We start from the raw sequence: 20,544 nt of genomic DNA, 5'->3' as shown, positions 1-20,544 counted from the left end.
CGGTACCGTGACGGCGACGCGTCACGACCGATCCCCGGGGGGACACACCATGACCGACGAGACCACGGCCACCACCACCGCCGCCACGGGCGCCGGCGTCATCACGGCGATCGCCCGCCTCCAGGCCCGGCCCGGTCTGGAGCCGGAGGTCCGCGCCCAGGCCCTGTCCCTGGTCGCGCCGACCCGGGCCGAACCGGGCAACGTCTCCTACCGCGCGTACGAGGACCCGAGCGCTCCGGGCGCCTGGGTCGTCCTGGAGGAGTGGGCGGACGGCGCCTCCTGGGAGGCCCACCTGGCCTCCCCGCACCTGGCGGCGGCCCTGTCGCGCACGGCGGCCCTGCTGGCCGGGGCGCCGGTCGTACGGGTCTTCCCGCCGGCGCTCCCCTCGTAGGACTCCGCATGCGGGACTCCGGGGGCGGGCGTAGCGTCGGGATCGAGATCCAGACCCACTCCCCCCGGAGGGCCGGGCATGATCCGCAACGTACTCGGCTCGCTCCTGGGTCTGATCGGAGCGACGGCCGCCGTCTGGAGCCCCTTCCGCGCCTGGTACGACGGCCGTCACGGACGCGATTACCGCATCGAGGAGCTGTTCAGCTCCGCCGGGATCACCGACGACAAGGCCGCCCTGCTGGGCTCGCTGCTGCTGCCGTTCCTCTTCGCCGCCCTGGTCGCGCTGAGCGCGATCGTGCTGCGCTCCCGGCTGCTCATGGCCTTCTCCGGGGTCGTCGTCCTCGGCTTCGCCGTGCTGTGGATGGTTCGGCAGGGGCAGGCGGCGGGGAGCCTGTCGGTCGGCGGGGACGGCGCGGGGCTCGGTGACGGGCTCGCCAACGCCTTCGGCGCGGGTGCGCTGCTCCTCCTCGCGGCGGCCGTGATGAGCGGGCGGCCCCGGCGGCGCGACCGGCGTGACCGGGGTGCCCGGGAGCCCGTCCCGGGGCCGTATCAGGAGCCCTACCGGGAGCCGGTCGAGGACCCCGCCCATCCCCCGGGCCCGTCGGCCTGGCCGCCTCCGCCGCAGGACCGTTCGTAGCGCTTCGTCCGGTGGGCGGGTGCGGCTCGTGGCCCTGCGGGACTGGGGCCCCGCACCCTGACATGACGGCGGCCCCGCCCCCTGAGGGGGCGGGGCCGGCCAGCCGTTGCGGGCGGGGTGGGGATCAGGCCTCGACGACGCCGGACGCCGCGATCTCGATCTTGCCCTTGGTGGAGCCCGAGGGGGAACCGAGCTTCTCGATCGCGTCGACGATCTCCTGGCCCTGGACGACCTCGCCGAAGACGACGTGCTTGCCGTCGAGCCACGGGGTGAGGACGGTGGTGATGAAGAACTGCGAGCCGTTGGTGTTCTTGCCGGCGTTCGCCATCGACAGCAGGTACTTGCGGTCGTGCTTCAGGTTGAAGTTCTCGTCGGCGAACTTCTCGCCGTAGATGCTCTTGCCGCCCGTGCCGTTGTGGTTGGTGAAGTCACCGCCCTGCAGCATGAACTGCGGGATGACGCGGTGGAAGCCGGAGCCGGCGTAGCCGAAGCCGTTCTGGCCGGTGCACAGCTCGCGGAAGTTGCGGGCGGTCAGCGGGACGACCTCGTCGAAGAGGTTGAAGACGATGCGGCCGGCGTCGGCGCCGTCGATCTTGATGTCGAAGAATACGTTGCTCATGGGGTCCATCCTGTCACTCCCGGTGCGGTGCGCGCCCCCTAGGGGGCCGCGACCGGGCCCCCGGACGGCTCAGCCGCAGCTCAGGCGGGGGCCGGGCCGGGGGCGGGCCCGGGGCGGGCCGGAGCCGGGCCGGGTCCGGTTGCCGTACGGGTTCCGGTCAGGTCCCCGTACGGGTTCCCGTGCCCTTGGCGGCGTCCAGGGCGTAGACGCAGCGGTCCTTGCTGCACGCGTAGACCACGCCCGCCTCGGCCACCGGGGCTCCGGTGATCTCCCCGCCGGTGGCCAGTTTCCAGCGGAGCTGGCCGCCCGCCGCGTCGAGGGTGTACAGGCAGTGGTCGGCCGAGCCGAAGTGGACGCGGCCGTCCGCGACCGCCGGGGAACCGGTGATCTCCCCGCCCGCCGCGAACCGCCACTTCGGGGTGCCGGTGACCGCGTCGAGCGTGTACACGGCGCTGCCCGCGGCCAGGTGGACGTTGCCCGCGGCGACGAGGACCGGGTCGGCGGACTGCCGGGGCTCGGTGGCGATGCGCCAGCGGTCCTTGCCGGTGGCCGCGTCCAGGGCGTAGACGGTGCCCAGGTAGTCGGCGAGGTAGACCCCGCCGCCCGTGACGGCCGCGCCGGGCGCGAAGGCCGGGGGCGCGAGGAACACGGCGGGGGCCTCGAAGTGCCAGCGGACCCGGCCCGAGGCCCGGTCCACGGAGATCACCCGGGTCCCGGCGGCGACGTAGACGTTGCCGTCGGGGGCCGGGGTGACCCGTACGGGCACGTTCCCGCAGGAGGACGCGTCGCCGACCGGGTACGACCAGGACTCCCGGCCGGAGCGGGCGTCGAGGGCGCGCAGCCGGGCGTCCTGCCACACGTAGACCGTGCCGTCGTGCAGGACGGGGGCCGCCTCGGCGGTCTCGAACTCGCTCTGCGCGCCGGTCAGCTCCCACAGCTTGTGCCCGCTGGAGGACTCCCAGGCCTGTACGCCGCCTCCGCGCGTGGCGGTGACGACGGTGCCCCGGTCGGCGCGCAGGGCGTACACCCAGGCGTCGGCGGACAGCCGCCAGCGCTCGGAGCCGTCGGTGGCGTCGAGGGCGTAGAGGGAGGGGCCGTCGGAGGCGTGGATGCGGCCGTCGGAGACGGCCATGGACCAGGCGACGTCGCGGGTCTTGAACTGGCGGCGGCCGCTGGCCACGTCCAGGGCGTGCACCTCGAAGGAGGTGACGTAGAGCAGGTCGCCGGCGACGGTCGGGGTGCCCCAGACCTCGTTGGACATCCGGAACCGCCAGGGCCGCCAGCGGCCGCTGTCGGGGGCCGGGCCCGGGTTCGGTACCAGGACCGAGGGCGCGGGGCCCGCCGCCGGGGTGCCTGCGGGCGGCCGGATCCAGCCGGTCGCGGAGTCCGCGGCGGCGGCGTGGGCGGCCGGGGCCGCGGCGGAGGCCTGCGGGCCGGGGCCGATGGGCACCGGGGAGCCGCCGAGCCGGACCGGGTCGCCCGAGGGCGCCATCGGGGGGTGCTCGGGCCGCTGCGGGACGGCCTGGCCGGTCCGCGGGTCGGCCCAGGGGTCGGCGCCGCCGCGCGGGCGGCGGTGCGTGGCGGGACCGGCGGCCGGACCGGCGGCCGGACCGGCGCTCTCGATGGGCGCGGAGACCCCGGCCCGGGGCAGCGCCGGCTTCGGTACGGCGGCGGCCGCCGCGGCGGCAGCGGCGGCCGCGTTGCGGTGCCCGGCGCGCCGGGCCTCGATCATCGCGACGGCCCGCTCGGGCAGCCACGCCGAGGCGGTACCGCTCTCGTCGCCGCCCTCGAAGAGGTGCGGGGCGAGCTGCGCCTGCAGGTCGGCCGGGGTCGGCCGCTGCGTGGCGTCCATCTGCATGCAGGAGTCGATCAGCGGGCGGAGCTCGTCGGGGAGCCCCTCCAGGTTGGGGCCCTCGCGCAGCAGCATGAACACCGTCTCCACCGGGTTCGCCCCGTGGTACGGCGGGTGCCCGGTGGCGGCGAAGACCAGTGTGGAGCCGAGCGAGAAGACGTCGCTGGCGCCCTTGACGCTGCGCGAGTCCTTGGCCTGCTCGGGCGACATGTACGCGGGGGTGCCGACGGCCACGTTCGTCATGGTCAGGCGGGTGTTGGAGACCCCGCTGGCGATGCCGAAGTCGATCACGCGCGGGCCGTCCTCGACGACGAGCACGTTGGACGGCTTCAGGTCGCGGTGGACCAGGCCCGCCCCGTGGATGGACTGCAGGGCCTCGGCGATGCCGGCGGCGAGCCACCGTACGGCCTGGGCGGGCATGGGCCCGCACTCGTGGACGATCTCCTCCAGGGAGGGCGCCGGCACGTAGGCGGTGGCCAGCCACGGCACGGCCGCGCGCGGGTCGGCGTCGACCACGGCCGCGGTGTAGAAGCCCGAGACGGCGCGGGCCGCCTCCACCTCACGGGTGAAACGGACGCGGAACAGCTGGTCCTCGGCGAGCTCGGTGCGCACCGTCTTGATCGCCACCCGGCGTCCGGACGCCGAGCGGGCGAGATAGACCAGCCCCATGCCGCCGGCGCCGAGCCGTCCCAGCACCTCGAAGGGGCCGATCCGTCTCGGGTCGTGCTGCGTCAGCTGCTCCACCACTCGCCTCCACACCCATCCCCGTACGGGGTCCCTCGCGGGCCCCGCTCTTCCAGCCGTCGCCGGTGGCGCCGCCGTCATCGCCGTCACGTCACCGGATGCGCGCGATCCGCCGCGGGGTCCTGCCCGGTGCAGCGTCTCACTCCCGGGGGCCGCCCGGGTCGCGCACCCCCGATTCTGTCAGGCCCGCGCCCGGTCCGGCCCCGGCACGGCGGGTGAGCCGGGACGACCTCGCCACGAACGCGCACCGATCGGCCCGCGCAGCACGCGGCCCGTCACCCGTCGCCGGCAACCCGCGCGGAAAGGCGTACAACCCCTCGGGGGTGCCGCGGGTCTAAGCCCGCGTTGAGCCCGTCCACGTCCGGTCGGGCTCGTCCATGTCCGGGGGGATCCGTGCGTCACCGTTTGACTTCAGCCGTAGTGGCCGCCACAGCGCTGCTCGGGGGCCTTGCCGTGACGGGGTCGGTGCACGCCGCGGCCGACGGGGCCGGTCCGTCCGGTGCGCCCGGCCCGTCCGCCGCGGCCCCCGACTCCGCCGCACCCGCGGATGCCGGCGTGCCCGCCGCACCCGCAGCGGCCGCCGTCTGCCCGCCGGACATGTACGCCCGGCAGGACGGGTCCCTCAGCGTCCACAGCGCGCAGGACGGGACGGGCGTGCCCGACGGCCTCGTCGTCCACCTGCGGGACAAGGGGACGGGGCTGCGCACCGCCTCCGTCGGCACGTTCCGCAAGGTGACCGACCCGGAGGGCGTCTTCCCCGACTTCCAGCTGGTCTCGGAACCGCTCAAGCTGGCCGCCCTCGGGGTGTACACCCTCGAACTCGGCCCCGACGCCGAGCCCGTCGTCTGCGGGGACTTCGACTACCGGCTGCGCTCGGTGGTCGGCGAGGTCGACGCGGCGGACGGGGTCTCCCTCGACCACCTCGGGACCACCGTGTCGGCGGACGTGACCACCCTCGACCCGCGGACCGGTGCGAGCGCCCCGCTGAGGAACGCCAGGGTCCGCCTCTCCGGCGACCGCACCTCGCAGGAGGCGACCACGGACGCGCGGGGCCACGTGTCGTCCCCGTTCACCTTCCGGGGTACGGAGGACCACACCGATGTGCGCGTCGACGTACTGGAGACCCCGGACCTGAGCCCCGGGAGCGGCAGCGAGACCGCGCGCGCGGTCCGCCAGAAGGCCGAGATCGTCCTCGACCCCGGGTCCCGGAAGATCAAGGCCCGGTACGGATCCACCACCACGATCACCGGCCAGGCCTTCAGGACCGCCGCGGACGGCACGCGCAAGCCCGTCCCCGAGGGCACGCCGATGCTCGCGGACCTCACCGGTGAGCCGAGGACCACGGCGGACGGCCGGTTCGAGCGGCAGCTGACGACGGTCCGCCGCGGCCCGGTGCGGACCACCTGGGCGGGCGGCCGCTCCCCGTGGCTGCGGTACGTCAGCGTCAGTACGGACGTCGAGGTCGTCGAGGTCGGCTACTTCACCGATGTCCGGACCACGATCGGCTCCGCCGGCGTGACCTTCACCGGAGGCCTCGCCCACAAGCCCCTCAGCCCGGCCCCCACCCTGGTCGAGGTCCAGTACTCGGCCGACGGCAGGACGGACTGGAAGACGCGCACCGTCTTCACCGTGGACCTCGGCACCGCCCGCTTCGACCGGACCGTGCCGGGCGAGGCGGACGGCTACTGGCGGCTGCGCTACGCCGCCGCGGCCCGCATGCAGGGCTCCGTCACCGAGCCCGTGCGGCTGACCCGCACGGCGACGGAGTTCACGAAGTTCAACGTGACGCCGGAGCCGCCGCGCAAGGGCGAGACCTTCTCCGTCAAGGGCACCCTGCGGCACGGAACCCCGGCGAAGGCCTACGGCGGGCAGCTCGTGCTGTTCTACTTCCAGCCCGCCGGCAGCCAGGAGTACGTCTACCAGGGCCACTCGCGGACCGACGGGGACGGCACCTTCAGCCACGCCTTCACCGCGGACGGCAGCGGCACCTGGATCGCCCGCTACCGCGACGCGGACGGCAAGCACTTCGACGCCGAGAGCCGCCACGACGAGGTCACCGTGAAGCCGTAGCGGCGAGGCGCTAGCCGCCCGTCCTCGTCCGCGGCTCCGAGAGCAGCCCGAAGACCGCGCCCTGGTTGTCCGCGACCACCGCGATGCGCCCGTACGGGGTGTCGAAGGGGTCGGCCGTGACCCGGCCGCCCAGGCGCTGCACCATCGCGACGGACTGGTCGCAGTCCGGGACGGCGAAGTACGCGAGGTAGTGCGCGGGCATGATCTCCGGGAAGGCGTCGGTGATCAGGCTGCGCCCCAGGACGGCGGTCTCCGAGCCGGGCGCCCTGCCGGGCGGGGACCAGACGCGGTACTCGATGCCCGACGCCTCGTCGTTCTGGTCCTCGGGGACGTAGCCGAAGACCTTGGCGTAGAAGACGTCCACGGCGTCGCGGGCCCGGGTGTACACCTCGGACCAGCAGTACGTGTAGGGCTCGTTCTGGGCGTCGAAGCCGTGGTGGGTGCCGGGCTGCCACAGCCCGAAGACGGCCCCGCCGGGGTCGGCGGCCATCGCGGCGGTCCCGTACGGGCCGACCGGCATCGGGTCCATCACCATCTGGCCGCCGGCGGCGCGGATGCGCTGGGCGCAGGCGTAGGCGTCGGTGGTGTAGAGGTAGACCCCCCAGACGGTCGGCATGCGGCCGTCGGGCTTGGGCGCGAGCGCGGCGACGTTGCGGCCGCGGCTGTAGGCCTGGGTGTAGTGGCCGTACTCGGCTCCCGCGCTGTCGGCGAAGGTCCACCCGAAGAGCTCACCGTAGAAGCGCTTGCCGGCTTCCACGTCCGGCAGGGAGGCGTCGACCCAGCAGGGTGAGCCTTCCGCGAATGCGGCCATGAGCCCGGTTCCTTCCGTTGTGCGGGGGTGTGCAAGGGTGTGGACCCTCCGCGCACGTTCTGCCTCGTTCGCCCAGTCATGTCCTCCGGATCATGATGTGCCCGAAAACTTGTCCACAGCCTGTTGATAAGACTATTCGGGGGACAAGGCCCGCGGACGGACGGCGCGCCCGGGGCGACCGACCGGCCGGAATCCATCGCACCGGGGGGCCGGGACGGGCGTACGCCCAGGCCAGGCGTCCCGTCACCCCATTTGCAGGCGGCCGAATCGCGCGCCGATCACCCCTCGGTAAGCTGACGGCATGACAGGACAAGTACGCACCGTCGACGGCCGCGTTGCCGGCCGGCGCGGTCAGGCGACGAGGCAGAAGCTGCTCGACTGCCTCAGCGAGATGCTCAGCTCCTCGCCGTACCGCGACGTCAAAGTGATCGACGTCGCCCGCAAGGCCGGTACCTCCCCCGCGACCTTCTACCAGTACTTCCCGGACGTCGAGGGCGCCGTCCTGGAGATCGCGGAGCGCATGGCCAACGAGGGCGCCCAGTTGACCTCACTGGTCGAGGGGCGCGCGTGGGTCGGCAAGGCGGGCTGGGCGGCGGCCGAGGAACTCGTCGACGGCTTCCTGGAGTTCTGGCGGCGCAACGACGCGATCCTGCGGGTCGTCGACCTCGGTGCGGCCGAGGGCGACAAGCGGTTCTACAAGATCCGCATGAAGATCCTCAACTCCGTCACCAACTCCCTGACGGAGTCGATGAAGGAGCTCCAGGCCAAGGGCAAGGTCGACAAGGACGTGAGTCCGGCGGCGATGGCCGGCTCGCTGGTCGCCATGCTCGCGGCGGTCGCCTCGCACCAGAAGGGGTTCCAGACCTGGGGCGTCAAGCAGGCGGAACTCAAGCCGAACCTGGCCCTCCTGGTCCACCTGGGCATCACGGGCAAGAAGCCCACGAAGTAGGCGGCGGACCCGCACCGGGTCCGCCGCCCCTACGGGCCTTCCGCCGCGATCAGCGACGCTCCAGGCGGAACAACCGGATCTCGCGCTCGATGCGCGCCTGGTACGCCGCGTAAGGCGGCCAGAACTTCAGCACCGCCTGCCACGCCGCCGCGCGTTCCTCCCCCGCCAGCAGGCGGGCGCGTACGGCGATGTCCTGACCTTTCCAACTCACTTCCGCGTCAGGGTTCTTGAGCAGGTTCCCGGTCCATGCCGGGTGTCCGGGGCGGCCGAAGTTCGAGCCGATCAGGATCCAGCTCGCCCCGTCCTGCTCCGGCATGCACGCGAGCGGGGTGGTGCGCGGTTCGCCGGTCTTGGCTCCCCTGGCGGTGAGGATCACGCCGGGGAGCATCTGGGCGCTGAGGATGACCTTGCCGCGGGTCAGCCTGTGCACCGCCTTGTCCATGGCGGGGATGAAGTGCGGTGCGATCCTGGCGAACAGCATGGTCGAGGAGACCTTCTGCATCAGCTTGACTCCGGGCGCCATCAGACGGCCACCTTCTCGTTCCGTGGGGCGGGGGCGGGGGCTGGTGCTGCTCCGCGCACGGATGCGGGGGCCGCGGGGGCGAACAGCCCGGCGGCTTCCGCGGCGTGGGCGCGCAGCCGGTGGACGGGGCCGAAGAGCAGTTCGTCGGCGGCCGCCCGCTTGAAGTACAGGTGCGCGTCGTGCTCCCAGGTGAAGCCGATGCCGCCGTGCAGCTGGATGGCCTCGCCGGCGGTGATCCGCAGCGCTTCGAGGGCCTGGGCCAGGGCGAGTGCGCCCTGTTCCGGGTCCCAGGCGGCGTAGTAGGCGGCGGAGCGGGCCGCCTGGACCTGCACGTAGAGGTCGGCGAGGCGGTGTTTGACCGCCTGGAACGAGCCGATGGCCCGGCCGAACTGCTCGCGCTGCTGTACGTACTCCACGGTGCGGGCGAGCGCCTGCCCGGCCGCGCCGACCGCCTCGGCGGCCAGGACGGCGGCGGCTCCGCGTCCGGTGGCGGCGAGCGCTCCGGCCACGTCGGCCTCTTCGCCGCCGAGGAGTTCGGCTTCGACGTCGCGGAGCTGGACGCGGCCCTGCGGGCGGGTCTCGTCCAGGGTGGCCTGCCGGGCCCGTACCAGGCCGGGCGCGTCCTCCCGTACGAGGAACAGCAGGGTACGGCTGCGGGCGAAGCCGCCCGTGTGCGCGGCGACCAGCAGCAGCGAGGCGCTGTGGCCGTCGAGCACCTGGGCCACCTCCCCGTACAGCCGCCAGCCGCCGTCCACGGCGCGGGCCTGCACCCCGCCGGCGCGGCCGCCGCCGGCCCAGTCGCCCGGGGCGTTGTCCCCGGTCAGCGCGAGGGCGGTGGCCAGGGCGGGGCCGGGCACGGCGAGCGCGGCGGTGAGCCCGCCCGCCGCGAGCGGCGGGAGCAGGGCGGAGCGCTGGGCGGCGGTCCCCAGGGCGGTGACCAGCGGTACGGCGAGCACGGCGGTGGCCAGCAGGGGCGAGGGCAGCAGCACCCGCCCGGTCTCCTCGCAGGCCAGGACCAGGTCGGCGGAGGTGCAGCCGGCGCCCCCGTACTCCTCGGCCACGGCCGTGCCGGGCAGCCCGAGCTGCCGGGCGAGCCGCTGCCACAGCTCGGCGTCGTATCCGGCGTCGGTGCGGACGGCGGCCTTGACCTCGTCCGGGCCGCAGCGTTTGCCCAGGATCTCGCGCAGGGTACGCCGTATCTCGTCCTGCTCCGCGGTGAAGGCGGCATCCATCGTCGGGCTCCTCCCCGTATCTGACGGGCCGTCATGTTAGGGCGAGCGGCGCCATAAGCACAGGGGGAGGACCGCCCCGAAGCCGATCGCCGGGGCGGCGCCGCGCAAGGCGTCACAGGGGCGCCGCCCCGCGCCTCAGAAGTGGGTGGCGATCCCGAAGGCCCGGCGCAGCTGCGCCATGTCCTGGCGGTCGCGGTCGGTGGGCTCGTAGCCCTGATGGAAGTGGACCTGCTGCTCGGCGGACAGACACGGGACGGCGCTCCCCCCGATGCGGCCCGTCACGAAGGACGAGGCGGGGTAGCGGAAGGGGCGCTCCGGCTCCAGTGAGGCCTGGACCGCCGAGCCGTCGTCCGCGAAGACCAGCGGGTGCAGGTCGATCTCCCGGCCGTCGCCGTGCGCGACGACGAACCGCACGGGCCGCCAGTCGAGGGTCTGCGCGAAGCCCGCCTCCACGAGGGCCGCCACCAGGGCGGGCTCCTGTTCCCGCCGGTGCATCAGGTCCAGATCGCGGTGCTCCCGGGTCCGGCGCCCGAGGAGCGCGTCGATCCCCCACCCGCCACCGACCCAGACGTCCGCCCCCGCCCGGCGCAGCAGCGCCAGCACGGACAGCACATCGGCGGCCTCCATCACGCGGGCAGCCTAGGAGGAACCACCGCCCCGCTCAACCCGTCGGGACCCCCTAGCATCTGACGGTACGTCAGTTGTACCGTCGCTCCATGCCTGCCACGCCTGGACCCCTCTCCGCCTCCGCCACCGACGACGCCGACACCGCCGGCCCCCGGGCCCGGCCCCGCCGGGTCGCCGTCGTCGGCGTCGCCCTCTCGGACTGCGGCCGGGTGGACGGACCCACCCCGTACGCCCTGCACGCACAGGCCGCCCGCCGGGCCCTGGCCGACTCCGGCCTGGACCGCTCGGTGATCGACGGCTTCGCCTCGGCCGGCCTCGGGATCCTGGCGCCCGTGGAGGTCGCCGAGTACCTGGGCCTGCGCCCCACCTGGGTCGACTCCACCTCGGTCGGCGGCTCCACCTGGGAGGTCATGGCCGCCCACGCCGCCGACGCCATCGCGGCCGGCCACGCCAACGCGGTCCTCCTCGTCTACGGATCCACCGCGCGCGCCGACATCAAGGCCCGCCGCCGGACCTCGAACCTCTCCTTCGGGGCGGGGGGACCGCTGCAGTTCGAGGTCCCGTACGGGCACACGCTCGTCTCCAAGTACGCGATGGCCGCGCGCCGCCACATGCACGAGTACGGCACGACGCTGGAGCAGCTCGCCGAAGTCGCCGTCCAGGCGCGGGCGAACGCCGCCACCAACCCGGACGCGATGTTCCGCGACCCCATCACCGTCGACGACGTCCTGTCCTCCGGAATGATCGCGGACCCCTTCACGAAGCTGAACTGCTGCATCCGCTCGGACGGCGGCTGCGCGGTCCTGCTGGCCGCGGAGGACTACGTACCGGACACGGCCAAGGAGCCCGTCTGGATCCTCGGCTCCGGCACCTCCGTCTCGCACACCACCATGTCGGAGTGGGAGGACTTCACCGTCTCCCCGGCGGCCGTCTCGGGCCGCCGGGCGTTCGCCCGCGCCGGGCTCACCCCGGCGGACGTGGATCTGGCCGAAATCTACGACGCCTTCACCTATATGACGCTCGTCACCCTGGAGGACCTCGGCTTCTGCGCGAAGGGCGAGGGCGGCGCGTTCGTGGAGAAGGGCCGCCTCCTGCGGGACGGCGAATTCCCGGTCAATACGGACGGCGGCGGACTCTCCGCCTGCCATCCGGGCATGCGCGGCCTGTTCCTCCTCGTCGAGGCGGTACGCCAGCTCCGCGGCGAGGCGGGCGAGGGCCAGGTGCGCAAACGCGGCGGAACCCTCCCACAGGTGGCCGTCGCCTCGGGCACGGGCGGCTGGTTCTGTTCGTCGGGGACCGTGATCCTGGGACGCGACTGATCGTCCTGTCGGAGGGGCTGCGTAAGCTCCCGGACGGGCCGGGCACCTCGGTGCCCACGGCCCTCACGGGGAACTTCCAGCCACCACGGGGAACTGAATTGATATCGAACCTGCTGCGGCGTTCTCGCGCCGCTCTCGCCATCACCGTCGCCACCGGCGCGCTCCTGACGGTCGCCTCGCCGGCCCAGGCCGTCTCCGGGCCGCCGACGCTGGCCGCCTCGGCCTTCCTGATGGACGGCACCACGGGCGCCACCCTCTCCAGCAAGCTGGGCGACACCAAGCGTGAGATCGCCAGCACCACGAAGATCATGACGGCCTACGTGGTCCTCACCACGCCGGGCCTCGACCTGAACAAGCGGGTCACGGTCCAGCAGGAGTACCTGGACTACGTCTACCGGGAGGGCGGGAGCTCGGCCCACCTGAAGGCCGGCGCCACTCCGACCGTCCGCCGGCTGCTGTACGCGCTGATGCTGCCCTCGGGCTGCGACGCCGCCTACGCGCTCGCCGACACCTTCGGCTCGGGCACGACCAGGGCGGCCCGCGTCGCGGACTTCATCGCGAAGATGAACGCCAAGGCGAAGACCCTCGGCATGGCCAACACCACCTACGACAGCTTCGACGGCATCTCCCCCGCGGGGAAGGGCCAGTCCACCGCCCGCGACCTCGCGAAGCTCACCCGCGCGGCGATGAAGGGCACCACCTTCAAGTCGGTCGTGAAGACCACCTCCTACAGCAGCGACGGCACCTCCACGGACGCCACGTGGACGAACACCAACCTGCTGATCAAGCCCGGACACGTCTACCAGACCCCCGGCGCCATCGGCGTCAAGACGGGCAGCGGAACGAAGGCGGGCCAGTGCCTCGTCTTCTCCGTGACCCGCAACGGCAAGACGATCATCGGTGTCCTGCTGAAGTCCGACGACCGCTACCCGGACGCGATCAAGCTCACCGACTGGGCCCTCGGCCCGGCCGCCGGCGCCACCACCAAGCGCGCCGTCCCCGAGCACGTCCCGGACGTCCTCGACTGATGCAGTGACGCCTGACGCCCCGATGCCGTGACATCCGCGGGGGCGCTCCGCCCGGCCACCGCGGCCGGGCGGGGCGCCCCCGTTCGTCATCCCCCGCAGCGAGGCGGGCACGGGCTCGCGGACCACGTAGGCAAACGCCGCGAAACCCCCACGGGGACCCATCACCCCCGCCGCGGAGGGCCGTTGCGCACCTCCGGCACCATCAATCCCGGACGCGGCCGATCTCCTTTCCCGTCCGGCTGCGTAAGCTCCCGGAGGGGCCGGCACCCAGGTGTCCGCGGCCCCTTCGGGGAATCTCCAGCCATCACGGGAACTGACTTGATATCGAACCTGCTGCGGCGTTCGCGCGCCGCTCTCGCCGTCACCGTCGCCACCGGCGCGCTCCTGACGGTCGCCTCGCCGTCCCAGGCCGCCTCCGCGCCGCCCACCACCGCCGCCTCCGCCTTCGTGCTGGACGCCTCCACGGGCGCCACGCTCACCAGCAAGGGCGGCGACACCAGGCGTGAGGGGGCCAGCACCACGAAGATCATGACGGCGCTGGTCGTCCTCACCCGGTCGAGCCTCGACCTCGACAAGAAGGTCACGATCCAGCAGGAGCACCTGAACTACGTCGCCCGCGAGGGCGCGAGCACGGCCTACCTGAAGGCCGGCGCCACCCCCACCGTCCGCCAGCTGCTGTACGCGATGATGCTGCCCTCGGGCTGCGACGCCGCCTACGCGCTCGCCGACACCTTCGGACAGGGCTCGACGCGGGCGGCACGCGTCCAGAGCTTCATCTCGAAGATGAACACCAAGGCGAAAGACCTTGGGATGACCAACACCCACTACGACACCTTCGACGGCATCTCGCGCGGCAACAACTACATCACCGCGCGCGACCTCGCGAAGCTCACCCGCACCGCGATGCGCTACACGCAGTTCAAGGCCATCGTGAAGACCACCGCGTACAGCAGCGGCGGCACGTCCACCGTCGCCACGTGGAAGAACACCAACCTGCTGATCCAGCCCCGTCCCGGCGGCTACGCGATCCCGGGCGCCATCGGCGTCAAGACCGGCACCGGTACGGCCGCCGGCAAGTGCATCGTCTTCGCCGCGACCCGCAACGGCAAGACGGTCATCGGCGTCCTGCTGAAGGACGAGGAGCGCTACCCGGACGCGATCAAGCTGATCGACTGGGCGGCCGGACCGGCCGCCACGTCCTCGCTGCAGCGCAGCGCCACCGAGCCCATCCCGGACGTCCTCGACTGATGTCGTGACGCCCTGACGTCCTGCCGGAGCACGCGGACGTTCCACGGGGGCGCTCCGCCCGACCCCACCGGTCGGGCGGGGCGCCCCCGTTCGGCTTTTCCCGCAGTGACGGCCAAGCCGCGTGGTGTTCGATGGGGGCATGACGAGCGACCTGAGCGATTTCCACGCCACCCTGCACTCCCTGCGCGTCTGGGACGGCCCGCTGCCCTCCTTCGACACGGCCACCGCGCCGGCCGATCCGCTCGAACTGTTCCGGGAGTGGTTCACGCACGCCGCCAAGGCGGGGCAGCCCGAGCCGCACACGATGAGCCTGGCGACGGTGGACGCGCAGGGGCGGCCCGACGTACGGACGCTCATGCTGCACGACGCCGACGAGCGCGGCCTGCACTTCGCCTCGCACTCCACCAGCACCAAGGGCCGGCAACTGGCCGGGCAGCCGGCGGCCGCGCTGGGCTTCTACTGGCCGGCGGTGGCCCGCCAGATCCGCTTCCGGGGACGGGTCACCGCCTGCGACGCGGCGGAGAGCCGGGCCGACCTGGCCGCCCGTACGCGCGGGGCGCTGGCGGCGGCGCTGACGGGGCGGCAGAGCGAGGTGCTGGACTCCCGGGAGGAGTTGGCCGCAGCGGCGGCGCGGTCCTGGGACCGGGCCGGCGCGGAGCCGGACGCCCCGGCGCCGACCTGGACCCGGTACGTCCTCGCCCCCACGGAGATCGAGTTCTTCCAGGGCGACGCGGCCCGCCTCCACACCCGCCTGCGCTACACCCGTACGCCCTCTTCCCCCACGCCCTCCGCCCCCTGGACCCGCCACCTCCTGTGGCCCTGAGGCCGCGGGCTCGTACGGAGGACCGGACGGAGATCGTTCAGTGGGCCGGTACGGTCCGGTCCGGCTCCGTCGGCGGGGGCCTGGCGAGTGTCAGGCCGGGGGTTCCGCCGGAGTGAAGACCGCGACCCAGATGCCCTCCGCCGCCTCGCGGAAGGTGACCTCCAGGGCCATGCCCACGCGCAGCCGCGGCCCTTCCGCGCCCACGACCTCGGTCATCATGCGCGGGCCCTCCTCGAGGTCCACCACCGCCGCCACGTACGGCACCCGCTCCCCGAAGGGCGGCAGGTCGTTCCGGTGGATCACCGACCAGGTGTACAGCGCGGCCCGCCCGCTCGCCGTCTCCCACGTCACGCGGTCCTCCCCCGCCCAGCAGGCCGGGCAGAACTCCCGCGGGTAGTGGTGGGCCTTCCCGCAGTCCCCGCAGCGGCGCAGCAGCAGCCGGCCCTGCGCCGCCGCGTCCCAGTAGGGCCGCGTGAAATCGTCGATCTCCGGCAGGTCGAACCGCGCAGCCGTACCGGCTCCAGTACTCACGACACCACTCCTCCGGGCACACCCACCACCTACCTGACGTACCGTCAGTTCAGCGGATCCCGCCCCATCCCACAAGCCCCCGTCCCGCACGTCCCGCTCATGCACGCATGCTCACTCCCGAGGGCCGGCGGCCCGAAGAGCCCAACGCCCGGCGCCCGGCGCCCCCTCGCCATCGCCCCACCCGCACCGCCCCGCCACTCCCCGTGATCGATCCGCAACCGATTCCCTCCTCGTCCGAGACCCACCGGCCCCGTACGGCGATACGCTCACACCTCATGCCCGCAGTCCCCGCAGCACTCGACCTGTCCACCCAGCCCCGCCCGGTCTACGTGATCGGCGCCGGCCCCGGCGGCCTCGCCGTCGCCGCCGCGCTGCGCGCACGCGGGGTCCGTGCGGTGGTCGTGGAGAAGTCGGAGTCGGTCGGCGCCTCCTGGCGGAGGCACTACGACCGCCTCCACCTGCACACCACGCGCCGCCTCTCCGCCCTGCCGGGCCTGGCCATACCGCGCCGCTTCGGACGCTGGGTGGCGCGCGAGAACGTGGTGCGGTACCTCGAGAAGTACGCCGAGTTCCACGAGCTGGAGATCGCCACCGGCATCGAGGTGACACGCCTCGAGCCGAGTACGGACCCCCACCACACCGCCCCCGGGTGGACCCTGCACGCCACCGGCGGCCGCGTCATGGCGGCCCGCGCGGTCGTGGTCGCGACGGGCTTCAACCACACCCCCTTCGTCCCCGACTGGCCCGGCCGGGGCACCTACGAGGGCCCCCTCGCGCACGCCGCCGAGTACCGCAACCCCGCCCCCTACGCCGGCCAGGACGTCCTCGTCGTCGGCGTCGGCAACACGGGCGCCGAGATAGCCGTCGACCTCGCCGAAGGCGGCGCCTCCCGGGTCCGGCTCGCGGTGCGCACGGCCCCGCACATCCTGCGCCGCTCCACCGCGGGATGGCCCTCCCAGCGGACCGGCATCCTGGTCCGGCGGCTCCCCGTCCGGCTGGTCGACCGGCTCGGCGCGATCGTCGGCAGGGTCTCGGTCCCGGACCTGTCCGCGTACGGACTCCCGCGCCCCGCCACCGGCCTGTACAGCAGGGTCAGGCAGGGGGCCATCCCGATCCAGGACGTCGGCCTGATCGACGCGGTCCGCACGGGCCGGGTGGAGCCCGTGGCCGCCGTCGAGTCCTTCGACGGGGCCGAGGTGGTCCTCGCGGACGGCTCCCGGATCACCCCGGACGCCGTCATCGCGGCCACCGGCTACCGCCGCGCCCTGGAGGGCCTGGTGGGCGGACTCGGCGTACTGGACGACCGGGGCCGCCCCCGCGTCCACGGCGCGAAGACCCCGCCCAGCGCCCCGGGCCTGTACTTCACCGGCTTCACCAACCCGATCAGCGGAAACCTCCGCGAACTGGCCCTGGACGCCGAGAAGATCGCCAAACGCATCGCCCGCACGACCGGCGCGTAGCCCACACGCCCCACACCCGTCACCCACACCGGCACCCGCACCCGCACCCGCACCCGACAGCCCCCACCCCCGGCATCCGGCCCGTTGTCAGTGGCCCGGTGCACCATCGGCACATCGACCCAGCACCCGACCATGGGGGATCACCGTGCCGCTCACGAACGCCCGGGCAGCAGCCCGCACCTTCCTCAAGCCGCTCTACGCGGACGCCTACTACCCCGACCACGTCCTCGACAAGGGCCGGGACATCCTGCGGCGCCTGTGCGCGCGCATCGAGGAAGAGCCGCCCGCGGACCTCACCGCGCTGTACGCGCTGACGGGGGCCGCGACCGAGGAGTTCAACCTGCTGGAGGCGGAGTTCGAGGCCGCGGGGAGCCAGATCGAGACCGTGGCGCGCGAGGAGATCGCCGAGGACTTCGCCTTCGTGGCTTCCGCGTACGGGTTCCCGGACGCGGACATAGAGGCACTCATCGCCCCCCGCGAGTGGTGAGCACCGGGGGCCGGCGGCGGCCCTCGGCCCGCTGACCTCGGCCGAATAGTGGTCTGGACCGGGCCCGCGGCCATCTGAGACCGTTCCCTGAACGCCCCCGGGCGGCCCGGCACACCGCACCCCGGAACCGGCCGGCGGGCGTTCCACACATCACCTCCACCAGCTTTCCTGTGCATCCCTGTTCCTGACGGCACGTCAGTTCAGTAATCTGACTACGCGTCAGTTATTGAGATTCGTCGAGGTTCATCGAGCAGGAGCGGGCGGAACGATGCTTGGATCTACTCACGGCACCCTCACCACCGACTTCCGCGCACGTGTCGAGGCCTGCGGGGAGACCCCCAGGACGGCCGTCCACTCCACAGCGGCTCCGTCCGCCGAGGACACGGTCGCGCTGGACGTCAGCGGTCGGCCCCTGCACGCCGACGCTCCCGACCTGGACCGGTTCTTCCGGCCCGAGTCCGTGGCGGTCATCGGCGCCTCGGACGCCGACGGCAGACCGAACACCGGCATCACCCGCCAGCTCATCGCCTGGGCGGAACGCGTCGGTGCCCGGCTCCACCCCGTGCACCCCACCCGGGCCACGGTCTTCGGGCTGCCGTGCCACGCCTCCGTGGCCGATCTGCCCGAACAGGTGGACCTCGCGGTCCTCCTCGTCGCCGATCCGCTCCCCGTCGTGGAGCAACTGGCGGAAGCCAAGGTCAAGTTCGCCGTGGCCTTCGCCTCCGGCTTCGCGGAGACCGGCGACGAGGGCGCCGCCGCCCAGGCCCGCCTGGGCGCCGCCGTACAGCGCTCCGGCCTGCGCCTCCTCGGCCCCAACACGAACCTCAACGCCTTCGAGAAGTTCCGCGACGACCTCGACGGCCCGGCCATCGCCCTCATCACCCAGTCCGGCCACCAGGGCCGCCCGGTCTACACCCTCCAGGAGCTCGGCATCCGCCTCTCCCACTGGGCGCCCACCGGCAACGAGGCCGACCTCGAAACCTCCGACTTCATCTCCTACTTCGCCGAGCAGCCCGAGGTCGGGGCCATCGCCTGCTACGTGGAAGGGCTCAAGGACGGCCGCCAGTTCCTCCTGGCCGCCGACCGGGCCGCCCGCAACGGCGTCCCCGTCGTCGCCGTCAAGGTCGGCCGCACCGAGACCGGCGCCCGCATGGCCGCCTCCCACACCGGGAAGCTGACCGGAGCGGACACCGTCGTCGACGCCGCCATGCGGCAGTTCGGCGTCATCCGCGTCGACGGCCTCGACGAACTCCAGGACACCGCCGCCCTCCTGGCCCGGGCCCGCAAGCCACTGGCCGACGGCGTGGTCGTCTACTCCATCTCCGGCGGCACCGGCGCCCACTTCTCCGACCTGGCCACCGAGGCGGGCCTCAGCATCCCCACCCTCTCCCAGGCCAAGCAGGACGAACTGCACCAGTGGATTCCCCCCTACCTGGGAGTCTCCAACCCCGTGGACAACGGCGGCCACCCGGTCGGCGACTGGCGCGGCCGCAAAATCATCGACGCGATCCTCGCGGACCCCTCCGTAGGCGTCCTGATCTGTCCGATCACCGGCCCCTTCCCCCCGATGAGCGACAAACTGGCCCAGGACCTGGTCGACGCGGCCGAACAGACCGACAAGCTGATCTGCGTGATCTGGGGCTCCCCCGTCGGCACGGAGGAGGCCTACCGCACCACCCTCCTCGGCTCCTCCCGGGTCGCGACCTTCCGCACCTTCGGCAACTGCATCACCGCCGTCCGCGCCTACCTGGGCCACCACCGCTTCACCGCCGCCTACCGCTCCCCCTTCGAGGACGCCCCCCGCACCACCTCCCCCTCCTTCCGCAAGGCCCAGGCCCTCATGCGCCCCGGCCAGCAGCTCAGCGAACACGCGGCGAAGCAGCTCCTGCGCGCCTACGGGATCCGCGTGCCCCGCGAACAACTGGTGACCAGCGCCGCAGCAGCCGTACGAGCGGCCGGACTCGTCGGATACCCCGTCGTCATGAAGGCCTCGGGCCCCCAGCTCGCCCACAAGACCGAACTGGGCCTGGTCAAGATCGGCCTCACCTCGGCGAGCCAGATCCGCGACGCCTACCGCGAACTGACGGACATCGCCCGCTACGAGAACGTCCCGCTGGACGGCATCCTCGTCTGCCAGATGGTGGAACGCGGCGTCGAGATGGTCGTCGGCGTCACCCAGGACGACCTCTTCGGCCCGACCGTGACGGTGGGACTGGGCGGAGTCCTGGTGGAGGTCCTGCACGACGTGGCCGTACGGGTACCCCCCTTCGGCGAGGACCAGGCGCGGGCGATGCTCGGGGAACTGCGGGGGCACGCGCTGCTGGAGGGCGTACGGGGGGCGCCGCCCGCCGACGTCGACGCGCTGGTGGAGGTCATCCTCCGGGTCCAGCGGATGGCGCTGGAACTGGGCGACGAGCTGTCGGAGCTGGACATCAACCCGCTGATGGTCCTCCCCCGAGGCCAGGGGGCGGTGGCCCTGGACGCCCTCGCCATCTGCCACTGAGCCGGCCGCCCCCTGTCGCGGACTCCGTCCGGCGGCGGCAGGCCGGGGCCACCGCCGCCCGGCGCGGGGCCCGCATGCCGTGTGCGGCTGGGTGGGCCCTGCGGGGCGAAGTCCCCTACCCACCCTTCCACCGTTCCCCGGGCGCTGCCCGGACCCGCGCCTCAAACGCCGGCGAGGCTGAAGGAGGCACCCGGGCCGACCCGGCCGGGCGGGAAGGGCCCCGGGCTGCGCCCGGACCCCAAAGACCTGGGGCTCCGCCCCAGACCCCGGTCCTCAAACGCCGGACGGCTGAAAAACCACACCCCAGCCAGGGACAGGGGCACCCAGCCCGGAACGGGCCGTCGCCCGGGCCAGGCCGGAACCCTCCCAGCCGGGGTCGATAGCCCTCCCGGCCAGGGTTGGCCCGCCCGGCCGGAACTCAAAGACCCCCAGGGTCGGAGGCTGCGGCGTGCCGGGCCGGGGACGGGGGCGGGGTGGGGTGTTGGCCGGGACGTAAAGCGTGATTTGTGGCGCACAGGAAAGCCACAACTGTCAAAAGTAGGGGGCAGGGCGCCTAAATCATGCAGTCCAGGCCGACACCCCACCTCGCCCCCGGCACCGGCCCCCACCCGCAGCCAGCCCAGCCCAGCGCCCAGGCCACCCCCAGCCCCGCCGGCGTTTGAGGCGACCGACGGACGCCGCCGCACCCACC

18 protein-coding genes are annotated in these 20,544 nt (G+C 73.4%); 11 read left to right on the top strand and 7 right to left on the bottom strand.

What is annotated here, in order from left to right; translation table 11 throughout:
- Positions 1-49 precede the first annotated feature (49 nt).
- Together ACWCP2_RS16105 and ACWCP2_RS16100 are read left to right on the top strand one after the other, a co-directional pair.
- Entirely contained in the window at positions 50-391 is a 342-nt protein-coding gene (locus ACWCP2_RS16105; protein ID WP_450909194.1) for a putative quinol monooxygenase, read from the top strand.
- A 78-nt stretch (positions 392-469) separates the two neighbouring features.
- Complete coding sequence (locus tag ACWCP2_RS16100) at positions 470-1,027, top strand: hypothetical protein (RefSeq protein WP_450909193.1); 558 nt, start codon at positions 470-472, stop codon at positions 1,025-1,027.
- A 124-nt stretch (positions 1,028-1,151) separates the two neighbouring features.
- On the opposite strand, the gene ACWCP2_RS16095 is transcribed toward ACWCP2_RS16100, so the two are convergent.
- Both ACWCP2_RS16095 and ACWCP2_RS16090 read right to left on the bottom strand, forming a co-directional pair.
- Entirely contained in the window at positions 1,152-1,646 is a 495-nt protein-coding gene (locus ACWCP2_RS16095; RefSeq protein ID WP_450909192.1) for a peptidylprolyl isomerase, read from the bottom strand.
- Between the two features lie 157 nt (positions 1,647-1,803).
- Positions 1,804-4,242 (bottom strand): outer membrane protein assembly factor BamB family protein, encoded by a 2,439-nt coding sequence (locus tag ACWCP2_RS16090; protein WP_450909191.1) that lies wholly within the window; start codon positions 4,240-4,242, stop codon positions 1,804-1,806.
- A 405-nt stretch (positions 4,243-4,647) separates the two neighbouring features.
- Between ACWCP2_RS16090 and ACWCP2_RS16085 the strand changes: the two genes are divergently transcribed.
- Positions 4,648-6,312 (top strand): hypothetical protein, encoded by a 1,665-nt coding sequence (locus tag ACWCP2_RS16085; RefSeq protein ID WP_450909190.1) that lies wholly within the window; start codon positions 4,648-4,650, stop codon positions 6,310-6,312.
- Positions 6,313-6,322: 10 nt separating this feature from the next.
- Here ACWCP2_RS16085 and ACWCP2_RS16080 read toward each other — a convergent pair whose 3' ends face one another.
- On the bottom strand, positions 6,323-7,123 hold the full coding sequence (locus ACWCP2_RS16080; RefSeq protein WP_450909189.1) for a VOC family protein: 801 nt from the start codon (positions 7,121-7,123) through the stop codon (positions 6,323-6,325).
- A gap of 301 nt (positions 7,124-7,424) precedes the next feature.
- Between ACWCP2_RS16080 and ACWCP2_RS16075 the strand changes: the two genes are divergently transcribed.
- Positions 7,425-8,072 (top strand): TetR family transcriptional regulator, encoded by a 648-nt coding sequence (locus ACWCP2_RS16075; protein WP_250742709.1) that lies wholly within the window; start codon positions 7,425-7,427, stop codon positions 8,070-8,072.
- A 49-nt stretch (positions 8,073-8,121) separates the two neighbouring features.
- Here ACWCP2_RS16075 and ACWCP2_RS16070 read toward each other — a convergent pair whose 3' ends face one another.
- The 3 genes from ACWCP2_RS16070 to ACWCP2_RS16060 form a co-directional block, all read right to left on the bottom strand.
- Positions 8,122-8,595 carry a nitroreductase family deazaflavin-dependent oxidoreductase gene (locus ACWCP2_RS16070; RefSeq protein WP_450909188.1) on the bottom strand — a complete coding sequence of 158 codons (474 nt, stop codon included), beginning with the start codon at positions 8,593-8,595 and terminating at the stop codon, positions 8,122-8,124.
- Positions 8,595-9,827 (bottom strand): acyl-CoA dehydrogenase family protein, encoded by a 1,233-nt coding sequence (locus tag ACWCP2_RS16065; protein ID WP_450909187.1) that lies wholly within the window; start codon positions 9,825-9,827, stop codon positions 8,595-8,597. The genes ACWCP2_RS16070 and ACWCP2_RS16065 overlap by 1 nt, the downstream gene beginning before the upstream one ends.
- 135 nt (positions 9,828-9,962) lie before the next feature.
- Positions 9,963-10,454 (bottom strand): nucleotidyltransferase domain-containing protein, encoded by a 492-nt coding sequence (locus ACWCP2_RS16060; protein WP_450909223.1) that lies wholly within the window; start codon positions 10,452-10,454, stop codon positions 9,963-9,965.
- Positions 10,455-10,543: 89 nt separating this feature from the next.
- Between ACWCP2_RS16060 and ACWCP2_RS16055 the strand changes: the two genes are divergently transcribed.
- From ACWCP2_RS16055 to ACWCP2_RS16040, 4 genes are all read left to right on the top strand, one after another.
- Positions 10,544-11,773 (top strand): acetyl-CoA acetyltransferase, encoded by a 1,230-nt coding sequence (locus ACWCP2_RS16055; protein WP_450909186.1) that lies wholly within the window; start codon positions 10,544-10,546, stop codon positions 11,771-11,773.
- Positions 11,774-11,871: 98 nt separating this feature from the next.
- Positions 11,872-12,801: a D-alanyl-D-alanine carboxypeptidase family protein gene (locus ACWCP2_RS16050; protein WP_450909185.1), complete on the top strand. Its 930-nt coding sequence runs from the start codon at positions 11,872-11,874 to the stop codon at positions 12,799-12,801.
- Between the two features lie 318 nt (positions 12,802-13,119).
- A complete protein-coding gene (locus ACWCP2_RS16045) occupies positions 13,120-14,049 on the top strand; it encodes a D-alanyl-D-alanine carboxypeptidase family protein (RefSeq protein ID WP_450909184.1) in 930 nt (309 codons plus the stop codon).
- A 139-nt stretch (positions 14,050-14,188) separates the two neighbouring features.
- Positions 14,189-14,872 carry a pyridoxine/pyridoxamine 5'-phosphate oxidase gene (locus ACWCP2_RS16040; RefSeq protein ID WP_450909183.1) on the top strand — a complete coding sequence of 228 codons (684 nt, stop codon included), beginning with the start codon at positions 14,189-14,191 and terminating at the stop codon, positions 14,870-14,872.
- A 90-nt stretch (positions 14,873-14,962) separates the two neighbouring features.
- Here the strand turns inward: ACWCP2_RS16040 and ACWCP2_RS16035 are convergent, their stop codons facing one another.
- A complete protein-coding gene (locus tag ACWCP2_RS16035) occupies positions 14,963-15,403 on the bottom strand; it encodes a Zn-ribbon domain-containing OB-fold protein (protein ID WP_450909182.1) in 441 nt (146 codons plus the stop codon).
- Positions 15,404-15,678: 275 nt separating this feature from the next.
- Here ACWCP2_RS16035 and ACWCP2_RS16030 point away from each other — a divergent pair, with 275 nt between their 5' ends.
- The 3 genes from ACWCP2_RS16030 (at position 15,679) to ACWCP2_RS16020 (ending at position 19,853) form a co-directional block, all read left to right on the top strand.
- The gene (locus ACWCP2_RS16030) at positions 15,679-16,863 is read left to right on the top strand and encodes a flavin-containing monooxygenase (protein WP_450909181.1); all 1,185 of its coding nucleotides are present in this window, start codon (positions 15,679-15,681) and stop codon (positions 16,861-16,863) included.
- Positions 16,864-17,008: 145 nt separating this feature from the next.
- Complete coding sequence (locus ACWCP2_RS16025; RefSeq protein ID WP_450909180.1) at positions 17,009-17,350, top strand: DUF5713 family protein; 342 nt, start codon at positions 17,009-17,011, stop codon at positions 17,348-17,350.
- Positions 17,351-17,618: 268 nt separating this feature from the next.
- Complete coding sequence (locus tag ACWCP2_RS16020) at positions 17,619-19,853, top strand: acetate--CoA ligase family protein (protein WP_450909179.1); 2,235 nt, start codon at positions 17,619-17,621, stop codon at positions 19,851-19,853.
- The last annotated feature ends 691 nt before the right edge of the window (positions 19,854-20,544 follow it).

The organism is Streptomyces sp. NPDC002104 (assembly GCF_053593795.1).
The sequence above is the reverse complement of the archived record's forward strand: the minus strand, read 5'-3'. Positions and strand labels throughout refer to the sequence as shown.

What these genes read in the sequence shown, in the direction of transcription:
- ACWCP2_RS16040 (WP_450909183.1), top strand. Translation starts at nt 14,189, where the DNA reads ATGACGAGCGACCTGAGCGATTTCCACGCCACCCTGCACTCCCTGCGC.
- ACWCP2_RS16060 (WP_450909223.1), bottom strand. Translation starts at nt 10,454, where the DNA reads ATGGAGGCCGCCGATGTGCTGTCCGTGCTGGCGCTGCTGCGCCGGGCG.
- ACWCP2_RS16020 (WP_450909179.1), top strand. Translation starts at nt 17,619, where the DNA reads ATGCTTGGATCTACTCACGGCACCCTCACCACCGACTTCCGCGCACGT.
- ACWCP2_RS16030 (WP_450909181.1), top strand. Translation starts at nt 15,679, where the DNA reads ATGCCCGCAGTCCCCGCAGCACTCGACCTGTCCACCCAGCCCCGCCCG.
- ACWCP2_RS16065 (WP_450909187.1), bottom strand. Translation starts at nt 9,827, where the DNA reads ATGGATGCCGCCTTCACCGCGGAGCAGGACGAGATACGGCGTACCCTG.
- ACWCP2_RS16070 (WP_450909188.1), bottom strand. Translation starts at nt 8,595, where the DNA reads ATGGCGCCCGGAGTCAAGCTGATGCAGAAGGTCTCCTCGACCATGCTG.
- ACWCP2_RS16105 (WP_450909194.1), top strand. Translation starts at nt 50, where the DNA reads ATGACCGACGAGACCACGGCCACCACCACCGCCGCCACGGGCGCCGGC.
- ACWCP2_RS16080 (WP_450909189.1), bottom strand. Translation starts at nt 7,123, where the DNA reads ATGGCCGCATTCGCGGAAGGCTCACCCTGCTGGGTCGACGCCTCCCTG.
- ACWCP2_RS16100 (WP_450909193.1), top strand. Translation starts at nt 470, where the DNA reads ATGATCCGCAACGTACTCGGCTCGCTCCTGGGTCTGATCGGAGCGACG.
- ACWCP2_RS16055 (WP_450909186.1), top strand. Translation starts at nt 10,544, where the DNA reads ATGCCTGCCACGCCTGGACCCCTCTCCGCCTCCGCCACCGACGACGCC.
- ACWCP2_RS16095 (WP_450909192.1), bottom strand. Translation starts at nt 1,646, where the DNA reads ATGAGCAACGTATTCTTCGACATCAAGATCGACGGCGCCGACGCCGGC.
- ACWCP2_RS16075 (WP_250742709.1), top strand. Translation starts at nt 7,425, where the DNA reads ATGACAGGACAAGTACGCACCGTCGACGGCCGCGTTGCCGGCCGGCGC.